The organism is Reyranella sp., from assembly GCF_052439685.1.
Classification (GTDB): Bacteria; Pseudomonadota; Alphaproteobacteria; order Reyranellales; family Reyranellaceae; genus Reyranella.
This window is the reverse complement of sequence record NZ_JBQVQG010000012.1, coordinates 68,910-89,432: the sequence shown is the minus strand read 5'-3', so window position 1 is coordinate 89,432 and position 20,523 is coordinate 68,910. Positions and strand designations below refer to the sequence as shown.

27 protein-coding genes and 1 pseudogene are annotated in these 20,523 nt (G+C 65.6%); 6 read left to right on the top strand and 22 right to left on the bottom strand.

Features of this window, described 5'->3' with window-relative positions; translation table 11 throughout:
• Positions 1 to 29: 29 nt before the first annotated feature.
• From ACT6UX_RS16885 to ACT6UX_RS16840, 10 genes are all read right to left on the bottom strand, one after another.
• Positions 30 to 1,091 carry an ABC transporter substrate-binding protein gene (locus ACT6UX_RS16885; protein WP_444776310.1) on the bottom strand — a complete coding sequence of 354 codons (1,062 nt, stop codon included), beginning with the start codon at positions 1,089 to 1,091 and terminating at the stop codon, positions 30 to 32.
• 5 nt (positions 1,092 to 1,096) lie between these two features.
• Positions 1,097 to 1,420, bottom strand: coding sequence for a hypothetical protein (locus ACT6UX_RS16880; RefSeq protein WP_444776309.1), 324 nt, complete (start codon positions 1,418 to 1,420; stop codon positions 1,097 to 1,099).
• Between the two features lie 3 nt (positions 1,421 to 1,423).
• Positions 1,424 to 2,182 (bottom strand): ABC transporter ATP-binding protein, encoded by a 759-nt coding sequence (locus tag ACT6UX_RS16875; protein WP_444776308.1) that lies wholly within the window; start codon positions 2,180 to 2,182, stop codon positions 1,424 to 1,426.
• Positions 2,179 to 2,943, bottom strand: coding sequence for an ABC transporter permease (locus ACT6UX_RS16870; RefSeq protein ID WP_444776307.1), 765 nt, complete (start codon positions 2,941 to 2,943; stop codon positions 2,179 to 2,181). The genes ACT6UX_RS16875 and ACT6UX_RS16870 overlap by 4 nt, the downstream gene beginning before the upstream one ends.
• 41 nt (positions 2,944 to 2,984) lie before the next feature.
• Positions 2,985 to 3,758: an ABC transporter permease gene (locus tag ACT6UX_RS16865; protein ID WP_444776363.1), complete on the bottom strand. Its 774-nt coding sequence runs from the start codon at positions 3,756 to 3,758 to the stop codon at positions 2,985 to 2,987.
• Positions 3,758 to 4,543 (bottom strand): FadR/GntR family transcriptional regulator, encoded by a 786-nt coding sequence (locus ACT6UX_RS16860; RefSeq protein WP_444776362.1) that lies wholly within the window; start codon positions 4,541 to 4,543, stop codon positions 3,758 to 3,760. Before ACT6UX_RS16860 ends, ACT6UX_RS16865 begins: the two co-directional genes overlap by 1 nt.
• A gap of 290 nt (positions 4,544 to 4,833) precedes the next feature.
• Positions 4,834 to 5,538 (bottom strand): class I SAM-dependent methyltransferase, encoded by a 705-nt coding sequence (locus tag ACT6UX_RS16855; RefSeq protein ID WP_444776306.1) that lies wholly within the window; start codon positions 5,536 to 5,538, stop codon positions 4,834 to 4,836.
• A gap of 6 nt (positions 5,539 to 5,544) precedes the next feature.
• A complete protein-coding gene (locus ACT6UX_RS16850) occupies positions 5,545 to 6,591 on the bottom strand; it encodes a glycosyltransferase family 2 protein (RefSeq protein WP_444776305.1) in 1,047 nt (348 codons plus the stop codon).
• Between the two features lie 22 nt (positions 6,592 to 6,613).
• On the bottom strand, positions 6,614 to 7,147 hold the full coding sequence (locus ACT6UX_RS16845; protein ID WP_444776304.1) for a carbonic anhydrase: 534 nt from the start codon (positions 7,145 to 7,147) through the stop codon (positions 6,614 to 6,616).
• On the bottom strand, positions 7,144 to 7,995 hold the full coding sequence (locus ACT6UX_RS16840; RefSeq protein WP_444776303.1) for an FAS1-like dehydratase domain-containing protein: 852 nt from the start codon (positions 7,993 to 7,995) through the stop codon (positions 7,144 to 7,146). The genes ACT6UX_RS16845 and ACT6UX_RS16840 overlap by 4 nt, the downstream gene beginning before the upstream one ends.
• Positions 7,996 to 8,107: 112 nt before the next feature.
• Here ACT6UX_RS16840 and ACT6UX_RS16835 point away from each other — a divergent pair, with 112 nt between their 5' ends.
• Complete coding sequence (locus tag ACT6UX_RS16835) at positions 8,108 to 8,434, top strand: DUF1476 domain-containing protein (RefSeq protein ID WP_444776302.1); 327 nt, start codon at positions 8,108 to 8,110, stop codon at positions 8,432 to 8,434.
• A 109-nt stretch (positions 8,435 to 8,543) separates the two neighbouring features.
• Here ACT6UX_RS16835 and purB read toward each other — a convergent pair whose 3' ends face one another.
• Positions 8,544 to 9,869, bottom strand: coding sequence for an adenylosuccinate lyase (gene purB / locus ACT6UX_RS16830; RefSeq protein WP_444776301.1), 1,326 nt, complete (start codon positions 9,867 to 9,869; stop codon positions 8,544 to 8,546).
• Between the two features lie 53 nt (positions 9,870 to 9,922).
• Between purB and ACT6UX_RS16825 the strand changes: the two genes are divergently transcribed.
• Positions 9,923 to 10,720, top strand: a complete 798-nt coding sequence (locus tag ACT6UX_RS16825) for an HAD family hydrolase (protein ID WP_444776300.1) — start codon at positions 9,923 to 9,925, stop codon at positions 10,718 to 10,720.
• Between the two features lie 2 nt (positions 10,721 to 10,722).
• On the opposite strand, the gene ACT6UX_RS16820 is transcribed toward ACT6UX_RS16825, so the two are convergent.
• The gene (locus tag ACT6UX_RS16820) at positions 10,723 to 11,379 is read right to left on the bottom strand and encodes a family 16 glycoside hydrolase (protein WP_444776299.1); all 657 of its coding nucleotides are present in this window, start codon (positions 11,377 to 11,379) and stop codon (positions 10,723 to 10,725) included.
• A 102-nt stretch (positions 11,380 to 11,481) separates the two neighbouring features.
• Here ACT6UX_RS16820 and ACT6UX_RS16815 point away from each other — a divergent pair, with 102 nt between their 5' ends.
• Entirely contained in the window at positions 11,482 to 12,354 is an 873-nt protein-coding gene (locus ACT6UX_RS16815; RefSeq protein WP_444776298.1) for a fumarylacetoacetate hydrolase family protein, read from the top strand.
• 66 nt (positions 12,355 to 12,420) lie between these two features.
• Here ACT6UX_RS16815 and ACT6UX_RS16810 read toward each other — a convergent pair whose 3' ends face one another.
• Together ACT6UX_RS16810 and ACT6UX_RS16805 are read right to left on the bottom strand one after the other, a co-directional pair.
• Positions 12,421 to 13,053 (bottom strand): TetR/AcrR family transcriptional regulator, encoded by a 633-nt coding sequence (locus ACT6UX_RS16810; RefSeq protein ID WP_444776297.1) that lies wholly within the window; start codon positions 13,051 to 13,053, stop codon positions 12,421 to 12,423.
• A gap of 13 nt (positions 13,054 to 13,066) precedes the next feature.
• Positions 13,067 to 14,128 carry an alpha/beta hydrolase gene (locus ACT6UX_RS16805; RefSeq protein WP_444776296.1) on the bottom strand — a complete coding sequence of 354 codons (1,062 nt, stop codon included), beginning with the start codon at positions 14,126 to 14,128 and terminating at the stop codon, positions 13,067 to 13,069.
• Positions 14,129 to 14,193: 65 nt separating this feature from the next.
• Between ACT6UX_RS16805 and ACT6UX_RS16800 the strand changes: the two genes are divergently transcribed.
• Together ACT6UX_RS16800 and ACT6UX_RS16795 are read left to right on the top strand one after the other, a co-directional pair.
• The gene (locus ACT6UX_RS16800) at positions 14,194 to 15,477 is read left to right on the top strand and encodes an adenylate/guanylate cyclase domain-containing protein (protein ID WP_444776295.1); all 1,284 of its coding nucleotides are present in this window, start codon (positions 14,194 to 14,196) and stop codon (positions 15,475 to 15,477) included.
• Positions 15,462 to 15,938 (top strand): gamma-glutamylcyclotransferase family protein, encoded by a 477-nt coding sequence (locus ACT6UX_RS16795; RefSeq protein ID WP_444776294.1) that lies wholly within the window; start codon positions 15,462 to 15,464, stop codon positions 15,936 to 15,938. Before ACT6UX_RS16800 ends, ACT6UX_RS16795 begins: the two co-directional genes overlap by 16 nt.
• 25 nt (positions 15,939 to 15,963) lie before the next feature.
• On the opposite strand, the gene ACT6UX_RS16790 is transcribed toward ACT6UX_RS16795, so the two are convergent.
• From ACT6UX_RS16790 to ACT6UX_RS16770, 5 genes are read right to left on the bottom strand one after another with little or no spacing between them, the layout of a single operon-like run.
• On the bottom strand, positions 15,964 to 16,407 hold the full coding sequence (locus ACT6UX_RS16790) for a VOC family protein (RefSeq protein ID WP_444776293.1): 444 nt from the start codon (positions 16,405 to 16,407) through the stop codon (positions 15,964 to 15,966).
• Positions 16,408 to 16,452: 45 nt separating this feature from the next.
• On the bottom strand, positions 16,453 to 17,328 hold the full coding sequence (locus ACT6UX_RS16785; RefSeq protein WP_444776292.1) for a transglutaminase-like domain-containing protein: 876 nt from the start codon (positions 17,326 to 17,328) through the stop codon (positions 16,453 to 16,455).
• On the bottom strand, positions 17,325 to 17,756 hold the full coding sequence (locus ACT6UX_RS16780; protein WP_444776291.1) for an SRPBCC family protein: 432 nt from the start codon (positions 17,754 to 17,756) through the stop codon (positions 17,325 to 17,327). The genes ACT6UX_RS16785 and ACT6UX_RS16780 overlap by 4 nt, the downstream gene beginning before the upstream one ends.
• Entirely contained in the window at positions 17,666 to 18,088 is a 423-nt protein-coding gene (locus ACT6UX_RS16775; protein ID WP_444776290.1) for an ArsR/SmtB family transcription factor, read from the bottom strand. Before ACT6UX_RS16775 ends, ACT6UX_RS16780 begins: the two co-directional genes overlap by 91 nt.
• A 50-nt stretch (positions 18,089 to 18,138) precedes the next feature.
• Entirely contained in the window at positions 18,139 to 18,879 is a 741-nt protein-coding gene (locus tag ACT6UX_RS16770) for a DUF72 domain-containing protein (RefSeq protein ID WP_444776289.1), read from the bottom strand.
• Positions 18,880 to 19,013: 134 nt separating this feature from the next.
• Between ACT6UX_RS16770 and ACT6UX_RS16765 the strand changes: the two genes are divergently transcribed.
• Positions 19,014 to 19,415, top strand: a complete 402-nt coding sequence (locus ACT6UX_RS16765) for a response regulator (RefSeq protein ID WP_444776288.1) — start codon at positions 19,014 to 19,016, stop codon at positions 19,413 to 19,415.
• 18 nt (positions 19,416 to 19,433) lie between these two features.
• Here the strand turns inward: ACT6UX_RS16765 and ACT6UX_RS16760 are convergent, their stop codons facing one another.
• The 3 genes and pseudogenes from ACT6UX_RS16760 to ACT6UX_RS16750 form a co-directional block, all read right to left on the bottom strand.
• Positions 19,434 to 19,547, bottom strand: a complete 114-nt coding sequence (locus ACT6UX_RS16760; protein ID WP_444776287.1) for a JAB domain-containing protein — start codon at positions 19,545 to 19,547, stop codon at positions 19,434 to 19,436.
• 23 nt (positions 19,548 to 19,570) lie between these two features.
• Positions 19,571 to 20,140 (bottom strand): LysR substrate-binding domain-containing protein, encoded by a 570-nt coding sequence (locus ACT6UX_RS16755; protein ID WP_444776286.1) that lies wholly within the window; start codon positions 20,138 to 20,140, stop codon positions 19,571 to 19,573.
• A gap of 190 nt (positions 20,141 to 20,330) precedes the next feature.
• Positions 20,331 to 20,402 (bottom strand): annotated as a pseudogene (locus ACT6UX_RS16750) (LysR family transcriptional regulator); the annotation flags it as partial.
• Positions 20,403 to 20,523 lie beyond the last annotated feature (121 nt).

Sequence of the window (20,523 nt, the reverse complement as noted above, 5' to 3'; positions counted from 1 at the left end):
CCTCCTCGGACGTGCGCGGCAACTCTGGGTCAGGGCTTGAACACGTAGCCCGGCGTGATGGCCACGTCCGCAGGAATGGGCTGCAGGTCGGAGAACAGCTCCGGGTAGGTCTTCATCACGCTGAGGATGAACTTCGGTTCGATGTGCTTGTTCACATCGAACACCGTCTTGATCACGCCCAGCCGTTGCAGTGTGTCCTGTGCCTTCCACAGCGCACGATAGTTGTGGGCCGAAATGCGCCGGTCCACCTGCTGGATGTTGTACTGCATGGCAGTCTCCGACACGTCCAGCTTCAGCCCGGGAATCCAGCGCGTACCGATGGCGGCTGCTTGCTTGGGATTCTTGCGCATCCACTGATCGGCCTCCGACACCGCCGCCAGGAACTTCTCGATCGTCGGCCCATTTTTCTCCACCCAGGGCCGCAACGCGATGTTGAAACCGAGATAGGAGATGACATCTCCGCCGCGGACCACTTCGATCGCACCGGGTACGTCCTTCATGGCGATCACCGGGACCGGGTCCCAGCACACAAACGCATCCACGCCTTTGGCCAGCAGCGCCACGCTCATTTCCGGCGGCGGCGTATTGACGAGAGTGACGTCGGATGTCGTGAGGCCAGCCTTCTCGAGCAAGCCAAGGATATAGAGATGATTGATGGTGCCGAAAGAAGTGCCGATCTTCTTACCCTTGAGGCTCTTGAGGTCACCCTTGACGATGCCTGAGTCCTTGCCGGCGATCAGCGCGAGCGTCGCATCGGAGCCGAGTTTGGTGGCATTGCCGCTGAAATTGCCGAAGAATACCAGATCCATGCCACGCAGGATGGCGCCGATGGCCGGCACGCCGGCCTGCACCATGTCGGTCTCGCCCGCCTGCAGAGCATTGAGCGCATCGACGCCGGTGGCGTAGGGACGCGCGATGGTCACGTCGAGCCCGTATTTCTCGAAGAAGCCGCGTTCGAGTGCGATCGGCAGCGCCAGCATGTCGACGGCGGCAACCATGCCGACCTTGAGTTTTACCGGATCCTTGGTCTGCGCCATTGCCGCCAACGGCAACAACAACAGGGCAACGCACAGTGTGATGATCCTTGGCATTTTCCTCACCCTCCTGGTTGAAGCGGCTCGACGCGCGTAACCCAGTAAGGGCGGGCGACGGTCGCGAGGTCCGCTCGTTTCACTCCTCGCACTTCAACGGCGTTGTCTTGTGTTCCAGAGACCCTGCCGTAGGTCTGGAACAGCTGAACGTGGAAACGCTCGGGTGGAAACGGCAGGGTAATCAGGATGTTGACCTTCTCGGGGCCATTGGGAAAATCCGCGATCTTGTACGGCGCGGCGATCGTCAACCAGATCTGCCAGGCCAGGTAGCAGACGGCCACGGCCAGCAGGATATGTGTCTTTCGCGATCGGAGGGCGTCGTTCAGCATGCATCAGGCCGAGCGTACGAGTTGAAGAACGCGCGCGGACAGTTCCTTGAATCGCGCGTCGTCATTCAACGCGTCCCAGGAGCGTGGCCGGGGCAAGTCCACGGCAATCTCCTCAAGCACGCGTCCTTTGGACAGCGCCACGACCCGATCGGCGAGAAACACGGCTTCGCCTACGTCGTGAGTGATGAAAATCACGGTAGGACGCTTCTCCTGCCAGATGCGGGTGAGTTCCTCCTGCAGCGTCATGCGTGTCTGCGCGTCGATGCTCGCGAACGGCTCGTCCATCAGCAGCACGTCCGGCTCATTCGCCAGCGCGCGAACCACGCCGACACGCTGCTGCATGCCGCCCGACAGTTCGGCGGGATAGCGCTTGGCTGCCTCGGTCAGTTTGGCGAGGGCCAGATATTCATGCGCGATCTTCTCGCGTTGCGCCTTGCCGACGCCGCGCATCTTCGGACCGAATGCGACGTTTTCGAGCACGGTCCTCCAGGGAAAAAGCGCGAACGACTGGAACACCACGCCACGGTCGGCTCCTGGCCCCTTCACTGGCCGGCCGTCGAGCAGGATCTCGCCGCCTGTGTATGGAAGGAAGCCCGCGATCATGTTCAGGATGGTGGTCTTGCCGCAGCCCGACGGCCCGACGATCGAGACGAACTCGCCCTGCTGCACGTCCAGCGACACATCGTGGACGGCCGTGACGTTGCTGCCGGCATACGGGTCGAAGTAGGTCTTCGACAGATTGCGGATGGTCAGATTCTTCATCGTGTCACCAATCCCCACCGCTGTCCGGTGGCCCGTTCGATCGGCGCCAGAATCCAGCCGTCGACGATGTACCAGAGGATACCGAGGATGATCATGCCGAGCAGGATCTCGACGACCGAGCCGGCGCGGCGCGCGTCGAACATGAGAAATCCGATCCCGCTGGTGCCGACGATGATCTCGGTTGCGATCAGGGCGCGCCATCCGTAGCCGAGCCCATTGCGCAGACCAGTCATGATGCTGGGGAGCGCACCGGGCAGCACCACTTCCCAAAGAATGCGGGTACGCGAGGCACCAAGGCTTTGCGCGGCGCGATACATGGTGATCGGGATCGAACGAACGCCCAGCACCGTGTTCAGGATGACCGGGAAAATCACCGTGTAGACGATGACGACGGTCATGGTGGTAAGGCCGTAGCCGAACCAGATCACCAGGATCGGCAGCCAGGCGATATCGCCAATAGCCTGGAAGAACAGCAGGGGCGGCCAAAGTGCAGTATGCGCCCGGGAGCTGAGACCTACCAACATCCCGAGCGGGATGCCGATCGCGATGCCCCAGAACGCACCGACGGCGAGCCGTACCATGCTGTCCTGCAGATACTCCGGCAGGATGCCGGTATGAACCAGCGACCCGAACGAACGCACGACGTCTACCGGTCCCGGCAGGAACACGCGTGGAAATATCTGCAACTCGGTGACGATCCACCAGACGGCGATCAAGAGAACGAACGGCGCGATCGCACCGATAGACGGCCAGCGCGCCATCAGGCGTACGCAACGGCTCCATATCCCGAGAAGAAAGGACCTCATGCGCGCTGCACCATGCCCCAGCGCTCGATGGTCGCGCGCTCGATCGGTGCCAGCAGCAGCCGATCGAGCAGCAGCCAGAGAACGCCGATCACGATCATGCCGAGCACGATCACTTCGGTCTTGTAGAAATCGCGCGCCACGAAAAGCATGTAACCGAGGCCGACGTTGGTCGCGATCATCTCGGCGGCGATCAGCCCGCGCCAGGCAAAGCCCAACCCGGTGCGTATGCCGGTGACGATGTGGGGGAGGGCGCCCGGCAGGAGCACCTCGGTCAACATCGCCCATCGCCCCGCACCGAGTGATGCGGCCGCGTTGCGCACGTGCAAGGGGATCGTCGAGACGCCGAGCAGCGTGTTGTATGTCACGATGAAGAACACGGCATTGAAGATGACGAAGGTGATGGCGCCGAAGCCGTAGCCGAACCACAGCGTCGCAATGGGGATCCAGGCAATGCCAGCCAGCACCGAGAAAAACCGGAGCGGGGGCGTCAGGAAGCTGGAAAAAACCGGGCTGACGCCCATGGCGATGCCCAGAGGAATGGCGACCACCAGGGCGAGCACTGTGCCGACGGCGACGCGTAGCAGGCTCGCACCGATGTGCTGGATGAGCGTGCCGTCCTGAATCCCCTCGATCCCGGCTCGGACCACGGCGCCAGGCTGAGGAAGCAACCGGGGGCTGACGTCGAAGTACGGGACGAGGATCGCCCAGAGAACGAGCAGTACGGCGAAGGGAGCGCAAAACCAGAGCGCCGAGGTGATGCTGCGCTGCATCACGTTTGACTCGGAGTGCGGCGGCCGCCCGTGCGACCGGCTCGGCGCCGCGCGCCGACTTTGGGTTTGGACAAATGGGCCTGGGTGTAACCAAGGACCTGCTCCATCGCGTTGCGGGCCTTTGTGACGTCCCGTTCTTCAATGGCCCGCGCGATGGCGGCATGGTTGGGAAGATTGCCATCAAACCAGCCATCGACGCTGTCGACGGCGACCACGAACACCGCGCTCAGAATCGTGTCGATCGCGCCGCGAAAGCCCTGCAATACCGGATTGTGCGTGGCATCGAGAATGGCCAGGTGAAACGCCTTGTCTGCGGCCGTTGCGGTGGCCTGACTGTCCGAGGCTTCCATCGCGGCGAGGGCCACGTTGATCCGCAGCAGGTCCGCCTTGGTGGCGCGGGTGGCCGCGAGCGCGGCGGCGGCTGGCTCAATGATCGAGCGGACTTCCTGAACGGCCAGCAGCAGATCGCGGTCGGGATTTTCCTGTCCCACGAGCCAGTTCAACACGTCGCGATCGAGCAGGCTCCATTCGCGCCGCGGCAACACACGGGTTCCGTGGCGCGGCCGGACGCTGACGAGCCCTTTTCCCGACAATGTCTTGATGGCCTCGCGAACCACGCCTCGGCCGACGCCGAGGCGGCTTTCGAGATCGTATTCGGGGGGTAGCATTGCGCCAGCCGGAATGATCCCTTGAGCGATCTCGCGGCCGAGCGTCGTCAGCACGGTGTTGATCCGGCCCGGCTTCGAACGCTTTTCAACGGACTTGACGCGCTTGGTAGACAAGATCGGTTCGCTCCCGGCCGCCGGCTCTTTGGCCGGTTGGCAAGCTCAAACCATACACTGATCTGAAGGGGGTGCAATCATCGGATGTTAAATATCGGATGAACGGAACTCGGCCGTGTAGTGATGGAAACCATGAGCAGGCGACGTCTGACGCTGCGGTGCAACACCGCGTCGCAACAATGGACCTCGGCCGGCAGCTTGAGTTCGCTGCCGCAATCAAATTCAGCCGACAGCGAGGCAAGTATTGTCGTGCGCGATCGATAGTCTCTCAAATGCCGGGAGGGCGAGTTTCTTCAGGATTTGCGCGCGAGCACGAAGCAGGAGAGGCCGGCGAGGCGGTTCAGCGGAAACATGGGAAGTTCGGCGGCGCAGATTGCGGTGAGGAGGGCGTTCGTGAGGGCGCCCTGTTTCTTCAGGCTGCTGCGCGGCTCCGTCGTGTTGCGGTCGGCGAGGCGCACGGCGGCAGCCAGCGGGAAGACCAGGCCGAAATAGTAGCTGCCGCGCACGATCTCGAGGCCGGCGTCGCGCAGCACGGTCTCGATCCCCGGCAGGCGGTAGCGCCTCTTGTGCTCGAGGAACACATCGTGGCCGCTCCACAGGAACTCGAAGGCGGGCACCGTCACGAGGAAATGCGCGCCGCTCGGCACCTTGTCGGCGTAGTGGCGGGCCAGCCCGCGATCGTCGTCGACATGCTCGAGCACGTCCATCATCAGCACGAGGTCGCAGTCGGTCGGGCCGGTGTCGCGGCGGTAGCGCACGGGCTTTCCGGCGACGCTGTCGTCGCGGTCCGCCAGGTAGCCGATGTCGACGCAGAGCGCGCTCCCGGCCGCCGTCCGTTCGAGCAGATGGCGCGAGAAGAAGCCCGAGCCGGCGCCGACGTCGAGCAGGCGCTTCGGCGCCAGTGAGCCCACGGCGCGGCGCAGCGCGGCGGCCTTCGAGCGGTAGTACCAGTGGCTGCCGATGCCGGCGCCCAGAATGTCTTCTTCCTTGAGATCCATCGACGGTCAGGGCTTCGGCGGCTCGGCCGTGCCGTCCTCGTAGACACCCTCGACGATGTAGATCGGCCGGCCCTTCACCTCGACGAACAGGCGGCCGAGATACTCGCCGATGATCCCGAGCGAGAGGAGCTGGATGGCGCCCATCAGCAGGACCGCGATCAGCAGCGAGGCATAGCCCGGCGTGTCGACGCCGAAGATGAGCACGCGGGTGACGATGAACAGGGCGTAGAGCACCGCCACGATGGCGATCGCGAGGCCGACATAGAACCAGGCGCGCAGCGGGGCGGTGGAGAAGCTCACCACGCCGTCGATGGCGAAGTTCCAGAGGCGCCAGAAATTGAATTTGCTGGTGCCGGCCGCGCGCTCGGGGCGCTCGTAGGGCACGCCGACAGCGTTGAAACCCACCCAGGCGAACAGCCCCTTCATGAAGCGGTTGCGTTCGGGCAGCTGGCGCAGCACATCGACCGCGCGCCGGTCGACCAGCCGGAAATCTCCGACATTGGGCGGGATGCGCACCGGCGACATGGAATTGAACACCCGATAGAACCAGCCGGCCGAGACACGCTTGGCCCGCGTGTCGGTGTGCCGGGCCGTGCGGATGCCGTAGACGATGTCGTAGCCCTCGCGCCAGTGCGCGATGAAGGTGGCGATCAGTTCCGGTGGATCCTGGAGGTCGATGTCCATCGGGATGAGCACGTCGCCGCGGGCATGGTCGATGCCGGCGGTGAGGGCGGCCTCCTTCCCGAAGTTGCGCGACAGGTTGACGATTCGGATGCGCCGGTCGGCCCGGCTGCGGTGAAACAGCCGGGCGAAGGTATTGTCGCGCGAACCGTCGTTCACGAATACGATCTCGAACCGGACTCCGTCCCTCTCCAGCAGGGGTAGCGTGGCGGCAAGGAAGACGGCGATCGAATCCTCCTCGTTGAACACGGGCACGACCAGCGACACCAGCGGATCGGCAGGGCGCCGCTTGCGCTGGACGGCGAGCTGGTGCGCCAGCGCCGCATCCTTGTCGAGGCTGCTGTCGGAGGCGAAGGGAAGGGAATCGGGCACGACGGGCGGATCTGCGACAGGATCAGGTGACGGTCTCGACCGTGCCGTTCAGGTCCATGATCCCCAGTTCGACGATGAGCTGCGGCTGGCGCTTGTTGGCCTGGTCGCGGAAGGCGCGCAGCCCCTGGCTCAGCATTTCCGTCTCGAAGGCGCGGTCGGTCTTGATCCGGTTGCCGTAGGCGAGGGCGGCGGCGCCGCAGTCGCGATGGGCCATGCCGATCAGCCGCTTCACGTTATGAAGCTGGACCGAGATGTCGAGATTGGCTTCCCAGGCGGCGCGCCATTCCTGGAAGATCGGAGCCACCGCGGCGATGGGCCCGCCGGCAATGTTGAACTGGCTGTACTGGTTCTCCCAGCTGCGCGAGGACATGTACTTCCAGGCATACGTGGTGAAGCGCGGGTCGATGCACTGCATCAGCATCGCCTCGTAGGTATCGCCGGCGGCAAGCGCCGGGCCGGCGACCGTGATAGCGGCTGCGCCGAGACCAAGGCCGAGCAGGCTACGGCGCGAAAGGGCGGCGAGACAGCCGCAGCCGGAGTGATGCGTGTGGGTCATTGGAAGGTCGCCTTGCCCTGTTGCGCGAGACCGCCGTCGGGATCGGCGATCCATGTCGTGATCGAGCCGTCCTGCTCGCGGCGGCCGTGTACGCCGAGCGCTGCCCCGCCGAACACCGGCGACAGGGCGCGGAACTCGAAACTGCGAACCACCTTATCCGGGTTGGAGCGCCGCGCCAGTTCGATCTGCAGCATGCCCATCAGCGGCCCGTGCACGATCAGCCCGGGATAGCCCTCGACGCCGGTCACATAGGGCTGGTCGTAGTGGATGCGGTGGCCGTTGAAGGTGAGGGCGGAGAAGCGGAACAGCAGCACCGGGTCGGCCAGGATGCCGCGCGTCCAGGTAGCGTCGGCCGGCGCCGGCCGCGGCGGCTTCGGCGCTTCGCCCGGCTTCGCCGCCTCGCGATAGACGATGTCGTGCTCCTCGACGAAGGACACACCGTGCGGACCTGAAATCGTGTGCTTCACGGTCACGAACACCATCGAGCCCGTGGAGCCCGACTTCGGCTCGACCGACTTGATCTCGGACAGGCGATGGATCGTGTCGCCGACGCGGATCGGCTCGCCGTCGAAGGAGAATCGGCTGCCGGCCCACATGCGTCGCGGCAGCGGTACCGGCGGCAGGAAGTCGCCGCGCTCGGCATGGCCGTCTGGGCCGATCTTCGATTGCGGCGCGACCTCGAGAAAGTAGAGCCAGTGCCAGAGGGGCGGCAGGGGATCGCCGTTCTTCGGGTCGGGATCGCCCTTCTCATCGAAGGTCGCGGACAGGGCGCGCACCGGGAAGGGGGCGGCAAGATCCTCCATGGACTGCGTCCGGCCGATCCAGTCCTTCAGTTTTTCCAGCGACATCTCGGGTTTCCTCTCTGCAGGCGTGACACTGCCACTGCGAACGCAGGGTGGAAAGACGGTGTCGCGGTCGCTATATACCGCCCCGACGAGACAAGCCCAACCGGAGCGGCCGATGACCACGTTCGACGATCGCGAGAAAGCCTTCGAAGCCAAGTACGAGCACGACGAGCAGCTGAAATTCAAGGTCAACTCGCGCCGCAACAAGCTGCTGGGCTTGTGGGCCGCCAGCCTGATGGGCAAGACCGGCGCCGATGCCGAGGCCTATGCCAAGGACGTGGTGATGGCCGACTTCGAGAAGCCGGGCGATTCCGACGTGGTCCACAAGCTGATGACCGACCTCGCCGCCGCCGGCAAGCCGACGGACGAGCATGCGATCCGCAAGGAATCGCATCGTCTGGCCGACGAGGCCAAGCAGCAGATCATGTCGGAAGTCCGCTAAGGGACTTCTCTGCTCTCTCGTCTCCCCAACCTGGGGGAGGCGCCAGGCAGGGGGCGGCCCAGGGGCCAGCCCCCTTCCTCCCGACTCCGCGCTTCGAGCGCGGCCGGGGTTAGCCGAACACCCGCTTGAAGATCGTGTCGACGTGTTTGGTGTGATAGCCCATGTCGAACAGCGCGGTGAGTTCGTCGTCCGACATGAACTCGCCGATCTCCTTGTCGGCGCGGCACAGGGCCAGCAGCGAGGCGTTGCCGCGCCAGGCGTCCATCGCGTTGCGCTGGACGGCGGCGTAGGAGGCCTCGCGGCTCATGCCCTTCTGCGTCAGCGCCAGCAGGATGCGCTGGGAGAAGACGAGGCCGCCCAGCGAATCGAGATTGGCCTTCATGCGGTCGGCATAGACCACCAGCTGCTCGATCACGCCGGCCATGCGGTTCAGCGCGAAGTCGAGCGTGCCGGTCGCGTCGGGCGCGATGTAGCGCTCGGTCGAGGAGTGCGAGATGTCGCGCTCGTGCCACAGGGTTACGTTCTCCAGCGCCGGCACGACGGCCGACCGCACGACGCGGGCGAGGCCGGTGATGTTTTCGGTCAGCACCGGATTGCGCTTGTGCGGCATCGAGGACGAGCCCTTCTGGCCCGCCGAGAAGAACTCCTCGGCCTCTCGCACCTCGGTGCGCTGCAGGTGGCGGATTTCGGTGGCGAGGTTCTCGAGCGAGGAGGCGACGACGCCCAGGGCCGCGAAGAAGGCGGCATGGCGGTCGCGCGGGATGACCTGCGTCGACATCGGCTCGGCGGCGAGGCCCAGCTTGCGGGCGACATGCGCCTCGATGCCGGGATCGACGTTGGCGAAGGTGCCGACCGGTCCGGAAATGGCGCAGGTCGCAATCTCGGCGCGCGCCGCCACCAGCCGCCCGCGGTTGCGCAGGAAGGCCGCGTAGTGGCCGGCGAGCTTCACCCCGAAGGTCGTGGGCTCGGCATGGATGCCGTGGCTGCGGCCGATGGTGAGGGTGTCCTTGTGCTCCAGGGCGCGCTTCTTCAGCGCGGCGAGCAGCCGGTCGACGTCGGCCAGCAGCAGGTCGGCCGCCTGAGTGAGTTGCACGGCAAAGCTGGTGTCGAGCACGTCGGACGAGGTCATGCCCTGGTGCACGAAGCGCGATTCGGGGCCGATGAACTCGCCGAGCCAGGTCAGGAAGGCGATCACATCATGCTTGGTCACGCGCTCGATGGCGTCGATCTTCTCGACATTGCCGGCCGGGTCGGTCCTGAGCGCTTCCATCGCCTTGGCGCCGCCGTCCCAGATGGCCTTGGCGGAGGCCTTTGGAATGATGCCGGCGTCGGCCATGGCATCGCAGGCATGCGCCTCGATCTCGAACCAGATGCGGAAGCGATTCTCGGGGGCCCAGATGGCCGCCATTTGCGGCCGTGAATAGCGCGGGATCATGGCGGGGCTTTTAGCGCCGAAGGGCCTCCGGCGCCATGTTAGAAGTGCGGCCCATGGAACCGCTCGAGAACTGTCCCCGCGAGACCCTGGCCGCCGTGCGCGGCGTGCTCACCGACATCGACGACACCGTCTCCAGCGAAGGAACGCTGACCGCCGAGGCCTATGGCGCGCTGCAGGCCCTGAAGAAAGCGGGCCTGCTGGTCGTGCCGGTCACCGGCCGGCCGGCCGGCTGGTGCGACCATATCGCCCGGTTCTGGCCGGTCGATGCCGTGGTCGGCGAGAACGGCGCCTTCTGGATGTGGCACGACCGCAGCCAGAAACGCCTGCGCACCCGCTTCATCCAGTCCGAGGCCGAGCGCGCGGAAGGAAGGCGGCGGCTGGAACGGCTACGGGCCGAGATGCTGCAGGGGGTGCCGGGCGCCGGGATCGCCTCCGACCAGCCCTATCGCCTGGCCGACCTGGCGGTCGATTTCTGCGAGGACGTGCCGCCGCTTCCGGCTGCCGAGGTCCGGCGCATCGTCGCCATCTTCGAGCGCCACGGCGCCCATGCCAAGGTGAGCTCGATCCACGTCAACGGCTGGTTCGGTGACTACGACAAGCTCACGACCAGTCTCACCATGATGCGGGAACTGTTCGGCATCGACCTGGCAGTCGACAAGGCGGCTTACGTGTTCTCCGGCGACTCGCCCAACGACGCGCCGATGTTCGGCTATTTCCCCAACGCGGTGGGCGTGGCCAACGTCGTGGACTTCGCCGACCTGCTGGAGCACCGGCCGCGCTGGGTCACGTCGGGCCGCTCGGGCGCGGGCTTCGTCGAACTGGCGAAGGCGCTGCTGGCGGCGCGTGCCTGATCTCAGCGCGGCGGCGCCGGAGCGGGCGCCGGCGGCGGCGGCGGGCCGATCAGCAGCGAGCCGTAATGGGTCACGCTGTCGCCCTGGCTCCACACGCCCACGGGCCCGGCCTGGACCAGCGTCCGGTCATTGATCCCGAACAGCGGCTTGCCATCGAGCGCCACCTCGATGCGATCGTTGACGGCGATGACGCGTAGGGAGTGCCATTGGCCGAGTGTCACCGGGGCCTCCTTCATGCCGAGCTGGCTGCGCTTGCCCTTGTCCATGCGATAGAGGCGGACCGTGTTGTCGCGCGCGTTGGCGCGCACGACGTAATAGTCGTTGGCGCTCTGGGCGCGGAACATGAACCCCGCCACCTGATCGCGTGAGCCCGAGATAGGCTTGAACCGCAGGGTGGCGTCGAAGTCGCGGCCCGACGCCTGCTCCGCGATGCAGAGTGGGAAACGCTGGTCGGTGGCGTCGGGCTCGCTCTCGACCAGGGCCCAGCCGTCCGGCCCGTCGGGATCGGCGACGGCGCGCCAGTCGGCAGGCCGGCCGATACCGGTCTTGCCCTGGGTGCAGCCGACGCGGCCGTCCGAAGTCGTGAGCGGCACGACGAGCTGGGCCGAGGCGGGCAGGGCGGTGAACAGGAGAGGGACGAGCAAAAGGAGGAAACGCATCGGCGGAGAGTAGCAAAAAATGCGAGCTGCTTGACCGACGAAGCGGGAGGGACGAGTTTATCGAGCGCCGTATTTCAGACGAAATCTTCAAGGGGGAAATTCATGCGTCTTTGCACCATCCTGAGCGGCGGCAAGCCCGTCGTCGGCGTCAAACTGGGCGACGGCAAGATTGTCGATCTCAGCAAGCAGATGCCGCGCGGGCCGAAGTCAGTCGTCGAGATCCTGTCGGGCGGCAAGAAGCTCCAGCAGGCGGTGCTCAAGGCCTGCGCCAAGCCCAAAGCCGGCGCCACGGTGTCGGAGAAGTCGGCCAAGTACCTGACGCCGATCCCGGCGCCCGGCAAGATCCTCTGCATCGGCCTCAACTACCGCAAGCATGCCGAGGAGACCGGCAGCCCGATCCCGCAGTACCCGGTGGTGTTCACGCGCTTCAACAACACGCTTGTGCCGCACAACGGCAAGATGCTGTCGACGACCCACTCCAAGGAATTCGACTGGGAAGCCGAGCTCACCATCGTGATCGGCAAGAAGTGCCGCAACGTGCCGAAGGAAAAGGCGCTCTCGGTGATCGCGGGCTATGCCTGCTTCAACGACGGCTCGATCCGCGACTGGCAGCGCAAGTCGGGCGGTCAGTTCACCCTGGGCAAGAACTTCGACGCCACCGGCGGCTTCGGCCCCGACATCGTGACCCCGGACGAACTGCCCAAGGGCGCCGCGCCGCTGCGCATCATGACCCGCGTCAACGGCGTCACCATGCAGGACAGCAGCACCGACGACCTGATCTTCGACGTGCCGACGCTGGTGCACGAGCTCAGCAAGTGCATGACCCTCGATCCGGGCGACATCATCATCACCGGCACGCCCTCGGGCGTGGCGATGGCCCGCAAGCCGCAGCCCTGGCTGAAGCCGGGTGACGTCTGCGAGGTCGAGATCGAGGGCATCGGTACCCTGCGCAATACGATCGCCCAGGGCGCGTAAGCGCACGGGCCCAGGTTCGGCAACGACGAACGGCGGTTCCGCAAGGGGCCGCCGTTTTTCTTTGCATCAGCGCCGAGGCAGCTTCTCGAGGCCGCCCAGCATCAGGTGCGTCGCGAATTCGGCGGCAGCGGCGGGATCGACCGGGTCGCGGGCGACCATGACCATGGAAATCTCGAAGGCGATGCCGGACATCGAGGCGCCGAGATAGGACACATCGACGTTGGGCAGGATGCCCTGGGCGATGGCGGTGCGGATGTCGTCGTTGAGCGCCTTGGCGAGCGCCCGGACGTCGGGCTTGTCGAGCAGGGTGCGCACCGAGGTGAAGGACGACCGCGCCAGCGCCAGCAGTTCGGGATCCTCGGCGAGGAAGTTGAAGTAGGCGGTATAATGCTCGCGCACGAAGGCCTCGGCGGTGGTGGCCCGGCCGCGGCCCTCGCGGTGGCGCTGCAGCAGCACGCTGGTCAGTTCGCCGACCACCGCCTCGAAGATTTCGTCCTTGTCCTTGAAGTAATTGTAGAACGTGCCCGAGGCGAGGTCGGTGCGCCGCACGATGTCGCGCACGCTGGCCGCACCGTAGCCCATCTCCGCGAACACGGCCCGGGCGGCCTTGAGCAGCGCTATGCGGTTCTCCGCCTTGTTCTGTTCGCGTCGTCCCGCCCGCTCGCTGCGATGGGTGAGGGGGGCTGTTCCGTCGTTCATCTCCGGCGCTCCGTCATCGGCCGAGTTGTGCCAGCTCGTGGCGCAGGCCGGCGACCATGTCGTCCATCGCCCGCGCCGCCGCGTGCAAGGCGCCGCGCATGCCGACGAATCCGTGGATCAGGGTCTCGAATTCGCGGTGGACGACCTTGACACCTGCGGTCTGCAGCTTGTCTGCATAGGCTTGCCCATCGTCGCGCAGGGGATCGAAGCCTGCGGTGAAGATCAGCGCCGGGGCCAACCCGCTCACGTCAGTGGCCTGAAGCGGCGACGCGCGCGGATCATCGATGTCCGCGTCGCCATGGAGATAGTGGGTTCGGAACCACGTCATGTCGGCTTCCGTCAGCAGGAAGCCCTCACCGCAACTCCGGTGCGAGGCGCTGCTGCCCGCCATGTCGGTGGCGGGGTAGATCAGCCATTGCAGGCAGGGCGGGTGCGCCTCGCCTCGCATCGTCTGTGCCACCACAGCGGCCAGGGTTCCACCCGCTGAATCGCCCGCTACGACGATGCGGTCGGGGTCGAGGCCGAGCGTGACCGCCTGGTCGGCCAGCCAGCGGTAGGCGCCCAGGGCATCGTCGACGGCGGCGGGGAATTTGTGTTCGGGCGCCAGCCGGTAATCGACGGCGACGACGGCGCAGCCCGAGCGGGCGCAGAAATAGCGGCAGGCGAGATCGTAGCCTTCGAGGCTGCCGATTACCCAGCCACCGCCGTGAAAATAAAGGATCGTGGGCAGCAGACGGGCCACGGTGCCCGCCGGCCGGTAGATGCGGACGCGCATCGGACCGGCGGGGCCCGGGAGGGCGCGATCGACGATCTCGCTGACCGGGGCGGGCCTGCCGCCCAACAACTGCATGAAGGCGTCGTACTCCTCGCGGGCCTCGACCACGCTCATCGTATGGAGGGGCGGCTGTTTGCCAAGGGCGAGGAGCTTCAGGAACCACTGGGCGCGGCCGTCCAGGGTCCGCCCGTCGACCGCCACCGGTGGCCCGGCCAGGATGTTCACCCAAGAAATCGGCATGCGGAGCGCCAGGTTGGCGATCTTGCCCTGAATCTCCCGCGCGACGTCCTTCATCGACATGGAGTGTACGTAGCATCGCACCGGCCCGTTGTGGAGCCCGGCGGCTCTGGCTAGGTTGCCGGCCGATGACTCCCGCGGTGCCCGACTTCTTCGCAGACGCGCTCCGCCGCGAGATCATCCGCAGCGAGCAGCAGCGCATGCGCGCCCTCGCCATCATCCTGGCAGGCCTGCTTGGCCTTGCATTGGTGGTCGCGAACGTCTTCTCGGACTACTCCTCCCGCATCTTCGAGCGCGATGTGCCCGGTTGGCTGCCGCTGGTCGGCATCGCACCCTTCCTGATCTATGAGTTGGGCTCCCTCACCTTCCTGCGTTACCGGGCGGCGCGCGACCGTGATTTCCCGCAGGTGGCCCGCTTCACGAATGCCCTCATCGAGACGTCGCTGCCGGCCGTCATCATCATCACGCTCAGTCACTACATGGACCCGGTGCTGGTGTTCAGCTACTGGCCGCCGCTGCTCTACTTCGTCTTCATCCTTCTCTCGACCTTGCGGCTCGATTTCTGGCTGTCGGTCTGGACCGGGACGGTCGCCAGCCTTCAGCAGATGGTGCTGGTCATGTGGCTGGTTCCCCTCCAGCCATGGGGCGAGATCCCGGAGGCCGCGCCGCTGTTCCATTTCAGCCGTAGCCTCATCTTCTTCGCCTGCGGCCTGGTGGCCGCCTACGTGGCGACGAGCCTGCGCACCCAGTTCGAGAAGTCGGTGCGCGCCGTGGTGGCCCGCGACCGGGTCACTAACCTGTTCGGCCAGCATGTCTCGCCCGCGGTGGTCGACCGCCTGCTGGCGACGCGCTCCGATCCTCCGAGCGAGATTCGCACCGTCTGCGTGCTGTTCCTCGACATTCGCGGCTTCACCGCCATGACGCGCCGGCGCAGCGCCGAGGAGACGGTGGCGCTGCTCAACTCGTTCTTCGCCGAGATGATCGAGGTGATCGACCGCAACAACGGCATCATCAACAAGTTCCTGGGCGATGGGTTCATGGCCCTGTTCGGGGCGCCGCTCGAGGACCCCTCGGCGGCACGGAACGCGCTGGCGGCGGCGCGCGGCATGATCGAAACGGTCGAGCGGTGGAACGGTACGCATCCGGGCTGGGCGCTCAGGATCGGCATCGGCGTTCATCTCGGTCCGGCGGTGACGGGCACGGTGGGCTCGCCGCAGCGCAAGGAATACACGGTGATCGGCGATACGGTGAACCTCGCCGCCCGCCTCGAGCAGCTCACCAAGGAGGTGGGTGCGCAATTGCTGATCTCGCAGTCGGTGCGCGACGCAACCCCGTGCGAGGGCGCCGTCGATCTCGGTCCTGTCGCGATCCGGGGTTACGATGAGGGGGTACGCGTATGGCGGATGGCCTGACCTGGTACTTCGCATACGGTTCCAACATGGATGCCGCACGCCTGTTCGATCAGCGGCTCGCGCCGCGCGGCGTGCCGCGTGGCGAGCGGATCGCCGGCCGGCTCGACGGCTGGCGGCTTGCCTTCGACAAGCCCGAGCGCGACATGGGCGGCGGTGCGGCCGCCAACATCGTGCTGGCCGAGGGCGCCGTCGTGCACGGCACGCTGAACGCCCTGCCGCCGGAGGGCTTCGCGGTACTCGACATCTACGAAGGCGTCGCGGGCGGCCACTACGAACGCCGCACGATCCGCGTGGTGCGCGGCGATACCGGTGAGGAGGTCGAGGCGATCGTCTATGTCGCGCTGATGCAGGGTGAGGGCCTGAAGCCGCAGCGCGCCTATCTCAGGTGCCTGCTCGCGGGGCGCGATCTGCTCCCCGCGGACTACTGGGAGCAACTGGCCGCCACGCCGACGTTCGATTGACCCTTCGGTCCCGTCGCTGCGCGGGTCAGGCCGGGACCTTCTGCTTCTCGGCGGTGATCTTGTTGCTCATCGGGTCGTAGCCCTGGAGTTCGGCCACATCTTCCTCGTGCCAGAAGTTGAGTTCGATCATCACGCCGTCGGGGTCGTGCACGAAGACCTGCTGCAGCGGGCGCGCCGGCACCTTCTTCACCTCGAAGGGAAGGCCATCCTGCTTGATCTGGTCGAGGGTGCCGCGGATGTCGGCGCAGTTGATGGCGATGTGGTCGATCGCGCCGCTGCCCTGGTCGGTGCGGCCGCTTTCGGAGATGAGATGCAGGATCGCCTTGTCACCCGCGTACATCCAGGCGCCGGGGAAAGGGAAGGGCGGACGGTCGCCGTTGGTCAGGCCGACATAGCGTTCGTAGAAGCGGACGGTCGCCTCGAGGTCGGCGCAGTAGACATTGTAATGGTCGAGCGAGAGAGCAGGCATGCATGCCTCCTTGGGTTCTGGAAGCTCCGGTCGGACCGGGGGAGCTTAGGCCGAATGGGCGAAGGGGGAAACCGCTTCCGGTTGGCCGCGGACGGCATTGAACACGGTGGTCGGCACGGCGATCCGCTGGTCGACGGAGAGGGTTAGTAGCTCCTCCAGGTGCCTGTCGGGCTCGTGCGTCAGGCCCGCCAGCCGGTCGATCAAGGCGAGATCGATCCCGGCATCGTCCCGGGTCATGCCGCCCCAGACGTCCCACGGCAGCATCTCGCGATTGTCGAGGGCCGCCACATCGCGAATGACGTTGCTGGCAATGAACCAGAGGCCCGCCATGTCGAGGACCCCGAAGGTCTGCGGATCGGCCTTGCCGTCACGGCACAGCCGCCAGCCATCGCCCGCCACCAGGAACCGGTCGCGCGGGACATCCAGCGTGTCGAAGTCGATGCCGAACAGGGCGCGCTGCCGGTCGTCGATCTGGGCATCGACCAGGATCCAGCGCCGCTGCGCCGCGTCGAAATACTCCGTCACCCAGTGATCGACGAACCTGTCCTGCACGAAGTAGGCGCCGAAGCCGCAGCGCGCCCGGGCCGGAATCCCCTTGCTCCGGAGCATCGCGACGAGCAGCAGCACGTAGTGGCGGCAGCAGCCCGCGAACCGCGCGCCGGGCGGGCGGGGCTCAGACAGCGGCCGCGCATCATGGACCGCGATTCGTTCCAGAATCTCCCCGGCACCGCGCACATGGGGCTCGTCGTACTGACGTTCCGAACGGGTGACGCCGTAGACGTCGAGCAAGTGTTCGTGCACGAGCAGGCCCTGCAGGACCCGGGCGAGGCCGGCGATATCGTGCGGCAGCGCCGCGAACTGCAGCGCCCAGATGCCGGCGTCGCTCAGGGCGACGGGCGAGCGAAAGTGGCCCAGGGTCACGCGAACAGCTCCTCGAGCTTGTCGAGTGCCCGGCCCCAGCCGCCGCGATGGCCGTCGCGCGCCTTCTCGTCGAAGAACTGCTCGTGGGTGAGGGTGAGGAGGGTGCCATCCTTGTCGGGCTTAAGGCCGATCGTGACCTGCGATTCGCGTTCCGGCGTGCTCTGCCAGGCCCAGGAGAAGACGAGCCTGGTCGGCGGTACGATCTCGCGATAGATGCCGCTCACGCTGTGATGCTCGTCGTCCGGTGTCCAGAACTGGACGCGGAAGCGGCCGCCGACCCGAAGGTCGGTCTCGGCAATGGGGGAGCGGTGGTGGCCCATGACGCCCCACCAGCGGATCATTTTTTCGGGCTGCGTCCAGGCTTCGTAGACTTTCTCGGGCGGGGCGTTGAGGCGGCGCTTGAGGGCGAGGCTGGGCTTGCTGGCCATTTGTCGTCTTCCTCCAGAAAGGCGGCGAGGCGGTCGAGCTGTTGCGACCAGTAACGCTGGTAATGCGCGAGCCAGTTCATCGCCTGCTCCATCGGCTCCGCCTTGAGCTGGCAGGTGACGGTGCGGCCGGACTTGGAACGCACGATCAGACCGGCGTCGGAGAGCACGTCGAGATGCTTCATGATGGCCGGCAGCGAGACCGGAAAGGGCCGGGCCAGCTCGCTGACCGTTACGGCTTCCTCTGCGTCGAGCCGGGCGAGCAGCGCCCTTCGCGTGGGGTCGGCGAGGGCTGAGAAGGTTCGGTCCAGGCCAGCGATTTTATTGTTAACCATAGAGTTAACAATTAGGCGCCGATCTTCTTCGAGTCAAGCGGCGGCGGACGTTACCCGAGCTTCTTGATCAGCGCCTGAGCGGCTGCCGGATTGCGGACCTTGGCGCCGGAGATGAAGTAGACGAAGGCGTCGCCCTTCTTCGCCCACGCCTCGGCGCGCTTGGCCCACTTGTCGATCTCGGCCGGCTTGTAGCCGGTCTTCACCTTTTCCTCGGACTGCATGAGGCGGGCATAGGTGAAGTCGGCGGTCGCTTCGTCGATCTCGGGGAAATCCTTGTCGTGGGCATAGACGATCGCCGCCTTGTATTTGCGTGCGAGATCGTAGAAGCGCTCGTCCTTGAAACTGGCGTGCCGCACTTCCAGCGCGTGTCGCAGCGGCAGCTTACCGACCTCGCGCGGCAGCAGCTTCAGGAAGGCCTCGAAGTCCTCTGGATCGAACTTCTTGGTGCCCATGAACTGCCAGTTGATCGGCCCCAAGCGGTCCTTGAGTTCGACCAGCCCCTGGCTGACGAAGCGCTGCACCGATTCGCCAGCATCCGCCAGCACCTTGCGGTTGGTGCAGTAGCGCGAGGCCTTCACCGCGAAGACGAACCCATCCGGCGTCTCGTCATGCCACTTCGCCCAACTCGCCGGCTTGAAGCTCGAATAGTAGGTGCCGTTGATCTCGATCGAGGTGAGCTGACGGCTGGCATATTCCAGCTCGCGCTTCTGCGTGAGGTCGTCGGGATAGAACACGCCGCGCCACGGCTCGAAGGTCCAACCGCCGATGCCGACAAGGATTTTTCCGATCATGGCCAAGAGTATAGCGCAAAAAATGATCGGCAATTCCGGTTTGCGGCTCCTGCTTGTGAACCGAAACTGGCCAAGCTGCATAGTGGGGGCTCGGCCGTGGGAAGCCGTGCGCATCAGAATTGGGGTGGGTGTTGGTGGACTCAGACGGTGCAGGCACCTCAGGCCTGTCAATTCTTGTTGTTGAAAACGACCCGGTAGCTCGGGACGTCCTCCTGGAACATCTGAGAAGATGCGGATTCAGAATCCTGGAATCGCAACATGGCGGCGCGTCCATACGGGCTGCTTATGATCAGGCTTTCGATTACATCGTAACCGATATCGATTGGTCGGATGTGAGCGACGGCTCGGCCCTCGCGCGCTGGGTTACGGCAAACCAACCCAGGACGCGGGTGATCCTGACCTCAAAGACGCTCACTCACTGGTTCCCGGTCGGCAGCGTGATGGGTGCGCTGCCTCTCATCCGGAAGCCGTTCAAGCCGGAAGACCTGGACCGCCTCCTGGCGCCGGTGGTGGTCGCTTCGATCCCCGGAACCTAGCCTGCCGGTGGACGGGCGTTAGGTCCGAAGGCCCAGGCTCCTGAAGCTCGGGTGCCCCTTGCGGCCGATCACCGGGTGGTCGTGGATCTTAATCCCCAGCGCCTTTGACGCTGCCTTGGTCTCGCGCGTCATCTCGATGGCTGCGACAATGATCTCTACCTTTCATCTCCCGATTTTGCCTCGGACAGGATCCAATCCTTGAACTGCTTCACAGCCGCGCGTCGGAAGGTCTTCGGGGTACCCACGAGGTAGTAGGCAAATTTTGTCGGCCAACTTATGTCCAGGGGCACGATCAACCGGCCGGCTTCGATCTCGGAATTGGCGTACACCGTCGAGACGAGCGCCAGACCTTGGCCCGCGACGGCCGCGCGCACCAGCAGATGGTCATCGGCGTAAGCCGGGCCGGTATCGGTGACGGTGGTCTTGGTTCGAAGAGCCTCGCACAGCAAGCTCCAGTCCCGGCGTTGGATGTCGTGCAGGAGCGGATATCGAAGGCAATCGCGAAGCGTCGCGATCGGAGGGCCTTTCGCCAGTAATTTGGGGCTGGCGACGACGACCAGTTCCGGTGCCATGAGCCAGTGGCTGGCGAGACCATCCCACCGGCCAAGGCCGTGGCGAATGACGAGATCGACGGGATCGGTGGCGAGATCGATGATGCGCGTGTCCGTCTCGATGGAGATCGCGACGTCGGTATGGACAGCCGTGAAGGACCCGAGTCGCGGCACAAGCCACGAAGCCGCGAAGGACGGTGCCGTATTGATCGTGATCCGTTTGCTGTCGTCGCCCCCCCGAAACGGCCGCGTAGCCCGCCGAGACTTTGTCCAAAGGTCCTGCGACGGCGCGAAAGAGCTTGGCGCCAGACCGGGTCAGTTCGAGGCCCGATCTCGAACGATCGAGAAGCCGCCGCTGCAGCCGGACTTCCAACGCCTTGATGCGCTGGCTGATGGCGCCAGGGCTGAGGCCAAGCCTCTCGGCGGCGCGATCCATACGTTTGGCCCGAACCACGACGACGAAGGTGTGAAGCAAATGCAGGGGGACGACCATGGCTCTTACTTTAGTTGATCTAAAGCGTCGACGACCACTGCTGGCTGTCTTTCCCGGGGCGTGA